Origin of the sequence: Thioalkalivibrio sp. (assembly GCF_007692535.1) — a bacterium.
GTDB lineage: Bacteria > Pseudomonadota > Gammaproteobacteria > Ectothiorhodospirales > Ectothiorhodospiraceae > Thioalkalivibrio.
On record NZ_REBW01000209.1, the window covers coordinates 1 to 9,276 of the forward strand.

The 9,276-nt window shown below is 64.6% G+C and carries 7 protein-coding genes; 6 read left to right on the plus strand and 1 reads right to left on the minus strand.

Going from position 1 to position 9,276, the window contains the following annotated elements; translation table 11 throughout:
* Positions 1-214: 214 nt before the first annotated feature.
* The 5 genes from gyrB (at position 215) to xth (ending at position 7,143) form a co-directional block, all read left to right on the plus strand.
* Positions 215-2,647: a DNA topoisomerase (ATP-hydrolyzing) subunit B gene (gene gyrB / locus EA346_RS12025; protein ID WP_296758906.1), complete on the plus strand. Its 2,433-nt coding sequence runs from the start codon at positions 215-217 to the stop codon at positions 2,645-2,647.
* Between the two features lie 148 nt (positions 2,648-2,795).
* On the plus strand, positions 2,796-3,371 hold the full coding sequence (locus tag EA346_RS12030) for a LemA family protein (protein WP_296758907.1): 576 nt from the start codon (positions 2,796-2,798) through the stop codon (positions 3,369-3,371).
* Between the two features lie 18 nt (positions 3,372-3,389).
* Positions 3,390-4,307: a GIDE domain-containing protein gene (locus EA346_RS12035; protein ID WP_296758911.1), complete on the plus strand. Its 918-nt coding sequence runs from the start codon at positions 3,390-3,392 to the stop codon at positions 4,305-4,307.
* 23 nt (positions 4,308-4,330) lie between these two features.
* Positions 4,331-6,376: a M3 family metallopeptidase gene (locus EA346_RS12040; protein WP_296758914.1), complete on the plus strand. Its 2,046-nt coding sequence runs from the start codon at positions 4,331-4,333 to the stop codon at positions 6,374-6,376.
* Positions 6,373-7,143, plus strand: coding sequence for an exodeoxyribonuclease III (gene xth / locus EA346_RS12045; RefSeq protein WP_296758916.1), 771 nt, complete (start codon positions 6,373-6,375; stop codon positions 7,141-7,143). The genes EA346_RS12040 and xth overlap by 4 nt, the downstream gene beginning before the upstream one ends.
* 22 nt (positions 7,144-7,165) lie before the next feature.
* Here the strand turns inward: xth and EA346_RS12050 are convergent, their stop codons facing one another.
* Positions 7,166-7,681 carry a TIGR00645 family protein gene (locus EA346_RS12050; protein WP_366755789.1) on the minus strand — a complete coding sequence of 172 codons (516 nt, stop codon included), beginning with the start codon at positions 7,679-7,681 and terminating at the stop codon, positions 7,166-7,168.
* A gap of 69 nt (positions 7,682-7,750) precedes the next feature.
* On the opposite strand from EA346_RS12050, the gene ubiD reads away from it, so the two are divergent.
* The gene (gene ubiD / locus EA346_RS12055; RefSeq protein ID WP_296758921.1) at positions 7,751-9,214 is read left to right on the plus strand and encodes a 4-hydroxy-3-polyprenylbenzoate decarboxylase; all 1,464 of its coding nucleotides are present in this window, start codon (positions 7,751-7,753) and stop codon (positions 9,212-9,214) included.
* Positions 9,215-9,276: the final 62 nt, after the last annotated feature.

Consider the following 9,276-nt stretch of genomic DNA (forward strand, 5'->3'; position numbering starts at 1 on the left):
TCACCGTCGCCCAGACGAAAGAGTGACGCTGGACCCCGAAGGACCATACTGTCTCTCTGGCGAACCCGCACCGTGATGTTCCACGTGAAACATCAAACGGACTGCAACACCAGCCGCAACCGCGGCACCCCCCAACCCCACGAGAGGCCCCTCGGGACCCCGCTGAGCCCCTTTCGGCTATACTGGGCGCTTACTGATTGAGTACCGGAATTCCATGGCTAGCATCGAACCCACCGCGCCGCAGAACATCTACGACTCCACGCACATCAAGGTCCTCAAGGGGCTGGACGCTGTTCGCAAGCGGCCGGGCATGTACATCGGCGATACCGATGACGGGACCGGTCTGCATCACATGGTCTTCGAGGTCGTCGACAACTCGATCGATGAATCGCTCGCCGGGCACTGCACCGCGATCGACGTGACCATCCACGAGGACAACGCCGTCAGCGTGACTGACAACGGTCGCGGTATTCCCGTGGACATCCACAAGGAGGAGGGCACGTCCGCCGCCGAGGTCATCATGACCGTCCTGCACGCGGGTGGAAAATTCGACAACAATTCCTACAAGGTCTCGGGCGGCCTGCATGGCGTGGGAGTCTCGGTGGTCAACGCACTTTCCGAAGAGCTGCGGCTGGAGATCCATCGTGGCGGGAAGCGTTACACCCAGGTCTACCACCATGGTGTGCCCGCCGCACCTCTGGCCGAGGTCGGCGACACCGATCGTACCGGGACGACGATCTGGTTCCGCCCCAGCACCGGCACCTTCACCAATATCCACTTCCATTACGAGATCCTTGCCAAGCGTCTGCGAGAACTCTCGTTCCTGAATTCGGGAGTCCGCATCCGGTTGCGCGATCAGCGCGACAACCGCGAGGACATCTTTCGCTTCGAAGGCGGCATCAGGGCCTTTGTCGAGCATCTAAACCAGAAGAAAACCGCGCTGCACCCGACGGTGATCTACGCGGACCAGAGCCGCGACGACTACAGCGTCGAGGTGGCGCTGCAGTGGAACGACTCCTACCAGGAAAATCTCTTCTGCTATACCAACAACATCCCGCAGCGTGACGGCGGGACGCATCTCGCCGGTTTTCGTGCGGCCCTGACCCGTACCATGAACCAGTACCTCGAGCGCGAGGGACTGCTGAAGCGTGCGAAGATCGCCACGGCCGGCGACGACATGCGCGAGGGGCTGACCGCGGTCCTCTCGGTCAAGGTGCCCGATCCCAAGTTCTCGTCCCAGACCAAGGACAAGCTCGTCTCGTCCGAGGTCAAGCCGATCGTCGAAAGCGTACTGAGCGAGGTCCTCAGCGATTTCCTGCTGGAGCATCCATCAGAGGCGAAGGCGATCACCGGTAAGGTGATCGAAGCGGCGCGCGCCCGTGAAGCAGCTCGCCGCGCCCGCGAGGTCACCCGTCGCAAGGGCGCACTCGACATCGCCGGCCTGCCCGGGAAGCTTGCGGACTGCCAGGAAAAGGATCCCGCGAAGTCGGAGCTGTACCTGGTCGAGGGCGATTCCGCGGGTGGTTCCGCCAAGCAGGGTCGTGACCGCCACTTTCAGGCGATCCTCCCGTTGAAGGGAAAGATCCTGAACGTCGAGCGCGCGCGCTTCGACCGCATGCTGGGATCTGCTGAAGTCGGGACCCTGATCACGGCGCTGGGATGCGGGATCGGCAAGGACGAGTACAACATCGATCGTCTGCGCTACCACCGCATCATCATCATGACCGACGCCGACGTCGACGGCTCGCACATCCGTACCCTGCTGCTGACATTCTTTTTCCGCCAGATGCGCGAGCTGATCGAATTGGGTTACGTCTACATCGCGCAGCCGCCGCTGTACAAGATCAAGCGCGGCAAGCGGGAACAGTACGTGCGGGACGAGGCCGAGATGCAGGAGATCAACCTTTCCCTGGCGCTTGATGGAGCGCGGCTGTACGTCTCCGCCGATGCACCGCCGATTGCGGCGGAAGCGTTCGAAAAGCTGGTACTGGATTACCAGAAGGCCCAGCGAGCGCTGGATCGGCTCGGACGGCTCTACGACGGCCGCATTCTGCGCGCCATGTTCGAGGCGAATCCAATGCCCGAGCCCCGCAGCGTCGCCAATCCCGAGGTCCAGGCCTGGTTCCGCAAGCTGCTGGAGGACCTCTCCAGCGACCGCGCCGGCGCCACGCGCTACAGCCTCGGCGCGCTCACCGATCTCGACGGCGTTCTTCAGTTGAGCCTGGACCGCATCGAACACGGGGCGCCATTTTCACAGTTGATCAACGACGAGATTCTCGATTCCCGGGACTTCCGCGCGCTGCTCAACCTCAGCGAGACCCTGCACGGCCTGCTGGAGCCCGGCGCTTACATCCAGCGCGGGGAACGCGTGCATGTCATCCGCTCCTTCGCAGACGCGATGGTCTGGCTGCTCCAGGAAGGCCGGCGCGGCCTCGCGGTCCAGCGCTACAAGGGCCTGGGCGAGATGAATCCCGAGCAGCTCTGGGAGACGACGATGAACCCGGAGTCACGCCGGCTGCTACAGGTCCGCATCGAAGACGCCATCCGGGCCGATGAGATTTTCACCACGCTGATGGGCGACCAGGTCGAACCACGGCGCGAATTCATCGAAGCCCGAGCGCTGAGCGCGGAGAACGTCGACGTCTGAGCCGTCAGGGTGGTGAACATGGCGAAACCGCCAAAGGCTTCGCCTGCAAGGCAGGCTCCTACAAGGGCAGGAACCCGAAGGAGCCTGCCTTGCGCGCGAATGGCCTCTTTGCGGGGCTTCCGTGACAATCAGCTTTTTGGATGACGCCATGGGTCTTGGAACGGTCTTGATTCTGGTCCTCGTGCTCGCCGCGGGTCTGTACACCGTGGTGATCTACAACGCGCTGGTCGCGGTGAAGCACGCGGTGTCGCAGTCGTGGGCGAACATCGACGTCCTTCTGAAGCAGCGTAATGACGAACTGCCCAAGCTGGTCACCGTCGCGCGCGAGTACATGGCCTACGAACAGGAGACCCTCGAGCGGATCACTCAGGCACGCAGTCGCGCCGAGGCGGCCCAGCGCAGCGGTGACATGGCGGCATTGGGCGCGGCCGAAAACGAGATCCGCCTTGGCCTGGGCCACTTCTTTGCCGTTGCCGAGGCCTACCCCGAACTGCGTGCGAACGAGACGTTCAACCAGCTTGGCCGCCGCGTCTCGGGGCTGGAGAATGCCATCGCCGACCGGCGCGAGTTCTATAACGCCGCGGTGAACCGGAACAACGTCCGCATTGAGCAGTTCCCCGACGTGTTGGTCGCGCGTTTTTTCGGCTTCAAGCCCTTCGATCTGCTGGAGTTCGATGCGTCGGACCTCCAGGACGTCGACCTCGGTGCGCTCTTCCGGACCTGACGTCGCCAGGTCTGCACGATGGTGTCCGAGTTGCAGCAGTGGTTCGTCCTGGCAGACGGCGCCGACTTCGGTTTTGCCGTCGCCGGCCTGATGGTCCTGAGTGCCGGCGGGCTGTACGGGTTTCTCCGTTACAGTCGTCTGCTGCGCCTGATCGCCGACACGCCGACCGCTCGCATCCGATCCGCGCCGCAGGGTTTCGTCCAGTTCGAGGGTACGGCAGACTGGCTGCCGGGACCGCAGATCGTCGCACCGCTGTCAGGACTGCCCTGCGTATGGTATCGATACCGGATCGAGGAACGCCGCGGCGGCGGACGGAACCGGCGCCGCGTGGTGATCGACCAGGGCCGTTCCGATGACCTCTTCCGGCTCGACGACGGCACCGGCGAATGCGTGGTCGATCCGGACGGGGCGATGGTCATCCGTCCGGAAAGGGATATCTGGCATGGCGCGAGTCGAGCGCTGAACATGGGTCCTGGCAGCGCTTCGGGCTGGTTTGGCGGGGGCCGTTATCGGTACGTCGAGGAACGCGTGCCGGTGCGCCGAGAGGTCCTGGTCGCGGGTGAGTTCTCGACCCGGCGCCACGAAGGGCTGAGCCGCAGCGAGCGTCTGCGCGAGTTGCTCGGGCGCTGGAAGAACGACCCGGATATCATCCGGCAATACGATTCGGACGGCGACGGACGACTTTCGATGAAAGACTGGCAGGGCGTGCGCGCCGCCGCGGCGGTCGCGGTCGATCGCGAGATGGCGGCGGAGGAACTGCCCGATGCGGTCCACGTCATTCGCCGCGGGGAGCCCGGAACCCAGCGCCTGCTGGTGATTTCTACCCTGAGCGAATCCCAGCTTCTGTTCCGCCAGCGCCTTCGGGCTTATGGTTCGGGTCTGGTATTCATCGCCGCCGCGAGCGTGTTTCTGTGGGCGGTGACCGCCCGTTTCTGAACTTTTTCGTCGAGGGAATTGCCGTGTCGAACCCGCTTTTAGCCACCGAATCGTTGCCCGTCTTCCGCAGCATCCGCCCGGAGCACGTCGAGCCTGCCGTGGATACCGTTCTTGCAGAGAACCGCAAGGCGATCGCCGAGCTCCTGGCCGGTCTTCCAGAGGCTCCCGACTGGGATGATCTCATCGTGCCGCTGGAACGCCTCGATACGCGGCTGGACGACGTCTGGTCGCCGGTGCGCCACCTCAACTCGGTGATGAACACCGAGGCACTGCGGGTCGCCTATAACGCCTGTCTGCCCAAGCTCTCCGAGTACGCCAGCGAGATGTCCCAGAACGCCGAGCTCTACGCAGCCTTCGACCGTCTGGCGCGCAGTCCGGGCTTCGCGACCGAGCCGGCGGATCGCCGCAAGCTGGTCCAGGACGCCCTGCGCGACTTCCACCTCAGCGGCGTCGACCTACCCGAAGACCGCAAGGCGCGTCTGCGCGCGATCAATTCCCGCCTCTCGGCCCTGACCGCGCGGTACGAGGAAAACGTCCTCGACGCGACCCAGTCCTGGACCCGGCATCTGCCCGATGCGACCCGCCTTGGCGGCGTGCCCGAGTCGTCGCGGGCGATGCTTGCGCAGAACGCGCGGGAGCGCGACCTCGACGGCTTCGTGATCACGTTGGACTTCCCGAGCTACTACGCGATCCTGACCCATGCCGACGACCGCGATCTGCGCCAGCAGGTCTACACCGCCTACGCGACCCGGGCGTCGGATCAGGGCCCCGACGCGGGCCGTTTCGACAATACCGAGCCGATGCTGGAGATCTTGAAGCTGCGCGAGGAAAAAGCGCAACTCACCGGTTTCGCCCATCACGCGGAGCGCTCGCTGGCGACCAAAATGGCCGACACCCCGGAGACCGTCGAGCATTTCCTGCGCGACCTTGCGACGCGCGCCCGCGCTCCCGCGGAGGCCGATCTGGAGGACATGAGGGAGTACGCGCGGGCGAGCCTCGGCATGGGCGAGCTCGAGGCCTGGGACTACGGGTACGTTGCCGAGAAGATCCGCGCGGACCGGCTCGGGTTGAGCCAGGAGATGCTGAAGCCCTACTTCCCGGCCGACCGCGTCGTCGGCGGCCTGTTCGGCCTGGTCGAGCGCCTGTTCAACGTCCGCATCACCGCCGACGAAAACGTCGAGACCTGGCACGACGACGTCCGCTATTACGTGATCCGCGATGCCGGCGGCGACGAGCGCGCGGGATTCTACTTCGACCTTTATGCCCGCTCGGGGAAGCGCGGCGGCGCCTGGATGGATGTCTGCCGCAGCCGTTTCGTGAGCCGCGATCACGCCCAGCTGCCGGTCGCCTACATGACCTGCAATTCGACGCCTCCGGTCGATGGCAAGGCGGCGTTGTTCACGCACGACGAGGTCGTGACGCTCTTCCACGAGTTCGGGCACGGCCTGCACCACATGCTCACCCGGGTCGATCATCCGGAGATCGCCGGCATCAGCGGCGTCGAGTGGGACGCGGTCGAGCTGCCCAGCCAGTTCATGGAGAACTGGTGCTGGGAACGGGAGGCGCTGGACCTTTTCGCCCGCCATCATGAGACCGGTGCGGTGATGCCTGAAGACCTGTTCGAGCGCATGCAGGGCACGCGGCATTTCCAGACGGCCCTGCAGCTACTGCGGCAGGTGGAGTTCGCGCTGTTCGACATGCGCCTGCACTCGGGGCCGGCGCCGGAGTCGGCGGCAGCCATCCAGGAACTGCTCGATCGCGTACGCGACGAGGTCGCGGTCATCCGGCCGCCCTCCTTCAACCGTTTCCAGCACGGCTTCGCGCACATCTTCGCCGGCGGCTACGCGGCGGGCTATTACAGCTACAAGTGGGCCGAAGTGCTGTCCGCCGACGCCTTCGCGCGTTTCGAGGAAGAAGGCCTGTTCTCGGCCGAAGTCGGCGCTGCGTACCTGCAGGAGATCCTCGAGGTCGGCGCGTCCCGGCCCGCGCTGGAGTCGTTCAAGGCTTTCCGCGGACGCGAGCCGAGCATCGACGCGCTCCTGCGCCACAGCGGTCTGGAGGCGGCGTGAAGATCGCAAGTTGGAACGTCAATTCACTGAAGGTGCGTCTGCCCCAGGTCCTGTCCTGGCTGGAGCACCAGCAACCGGATGTGCTGGCCCTGCAGGAGACCAAGCTCAGCGACGAGAACTTCCCGCTGGAGGCGTTCACGGAGGCCGGGTACCAGGTCGCCTTTTCGGGACAGAAGACCTATAACGGGGTGGCGATCGTGGCGCGCTCGGAGATCCTTGATCCGGTCACGGATCCGCCTGGGCTCGATGACGCGCAGCGCAGGATCCTGGCGGGCACCGTGAACGGGATCCGCATCGTGAACCTGTACGTCGTGAATGGCGAGGCGGTCGACTCCGAGAAATACGCCTACAAGCTCGATTGGCTGCGCCGCGCGCACCTCTGGCTGAAGGAAGAACTGGAGGCCTACCCGAAGATGATTGTCCTGGGCGATTTCAATATTGCCCCGGAGGACCGCGACGTCCACGATCCGGAACTCTGGCGCGGCAAGGTGCTCTGCTCCGAGCCGGAGCGCGAGGCGCTCCAGCGCATCCTGGATCTGGGCCTGGCCGATTGCTTCCGCCTGCAGGAACAGCCGGCGGAGCAGTTCAGCTGGTTCGACTACCGCGCGGCGTCCTTCCGGCGGAACCGCGGCCTGAGGATCGACCTGGTCCTGGCGAGCGCGCCACTGTTGCAACACTGTCGCCACAGTTCGATCGACGTCGAACCCCGCGCCTGGGAACGCCCCTCGGATCACGCGCCGGTCATTGCCGAGTTCGCCGACCTCTGAGGGTCGGTATCGCGCTGCCGTCTCAAAGGCCGCCCGACGAGACCTTGCTGTCGCCCTTGTCGGTGTAGTAGTCCATGACGCCCATCAGCACCGCCGACACGACGAAAGTCAGGTGGACGACCACGTACCACAGGAGCTTGTCATTGGGTATGGTCTCGATGTTCATGAAGGCCTTCAGCAGGTGGATCGAGGAGATCGCGACGATGGCCGCAGCCACCTTCAGTTTCAGCGAACCCGCGTCAAGCTTTCCCAGCCAGGATGAGCGCTTGTGCTCGGCGACGTTCAGCTTGCCCACGAAGGTCTCGTAGCTGGAGTACATCACCATGATGATCAGGCCGGCGATCAGCACGATGTCGATCAGCGCCAGCGCCATCAGGATCAGGTCCATCTCGCGGATGGTGAAGATCACCGGCACAAGATGAATCAGCTCCTGGTAGAACTTGATGACCAGGGCCAGCAGCATGAAGCTGAGCCCGATGTAGATGGGCGCCAGCAGCCACCGGCTGGCCAGCATGGCTTTTTCCAGGCCACGTTCGATCATCGATACTCTCCCCGTCTCGTTTAGAAGGCCCTATTCTAGGATGTTTGCCAGACCATGACTCAGAAGATCAAATACCGCGATCTGCGCGACTTCATTACCCTGCTCGAGGAACGGGGCGAGTTGCGCCGTGTTCCGCTCGAGGTGGATCCGAAGCTGGAGATGACCGAGATCTGCGACCGCGTCCTGCGGGCCGGCGGACCCGCGCTGCTGTTCGAGAATCCGAAGGGTTTCGATACCCCTGTCCTCGGCAACCTCTTCGGGACCCCGGAACGAGTCGCACTGGGCATGGGCGCGGAGTCCGTCGAGGCGCTGCGCGAGATCGGGAAACTCCTGGCGTTCCTGAAGCAGCCGGACCCGCCCAAGGGGCTGAAGGCCGCCTGGGAGTCGCTGCCGATCTTTCGCAAGGTGCTCGACATGGCGCCAAAGCGCGTGCGCTCGGCGCCGGCGCAGGAAAAGGTGATCGAGGCGGCCGACGTCGATCTCGGGACCCTGCCGGTACAGACCTGCTGGCCGGGCGACGCCGGGCCGCTGATCACCTGGGGCCTGGTCGTCACCCGCGGTCCGAACCAGAAGCGCCAAAACCTGGGCATCTACCGCCAGCAGGTGATCGGCCGCAACCGCGTGATCATGCGTTGGCTGTCCCACCGCGGCGGAGCGCTCGACTTTCGCGACTGGACCGAGGCGAACCCCGGCGAACCGTTCCCGATCGCGGTGGCGTTGGGCGCGGATCCCGCAACCATTCTGGGTGCGGTCACGCCGGTGCCCGACACCCTTTCCGAATACGCCTTCGCCGGCCTGCTGCGCGGCAGCCGGACCGAGCTCGTCCAGTGCCTGGGTTCCGACCTGGAGGTGCCTGCCTCCGCCGAGTTCGTGCTCGAGGGTCATATTCATCCGGGCGACACCGCGCCCGAAGGCCCTTTCGGCGACCACACCGGGTACTACAACGAGGTCGACGACTTCCCGGTGTTCACCATCGAGCGCATCACCCACCGCAAGGATCCGATCTACCACAGCACCTACACGGGACGTCCGCCGGACGAACCGGCAATCCTCGGCGTGGCGCTGAACGAGGTGTTCGTTCCGATCCTGCAGAAGCAGTTCCCCGAGATCGTCGATTTCTACCTGCCCCCCGAGGGTTGCTCCTACCGACTGGCGGTGGTCAGCATGCGCAAGCAGTACCCGGGCCACGCAAAGCGGGTGATGATGGGAGTCTGGTCATTCCTGCGCCAGTTCATGTACACGAAGTTCGTCATCGTCGTCGACGACGACGTGAACACGCGCGACTGGAAGGACGTGATCTGGGCCATCACCACGCGAATGGACCCGGCACGCGACACGGTCCTGATCGAGAACACGCCGATCGACTATCTCGATTTCGCCTCGCCGGTCTCGGGCCTCGGTTCGAAGATGGGCCTGGACGCCACCAACAAGTGGCCCGGGGAGACCACCCGCGAATGGGGCCGCCCGATCACCATGGACCCCGCCGTGAAGCAACGCGTCGACGAACTGTTGCAACAGTTGCAACTCTGATGCATCGCAGGACCTGTTAACAGGGATGCTCCGCAGAGGATCCCTTCGCGCGCAAGGCGCGC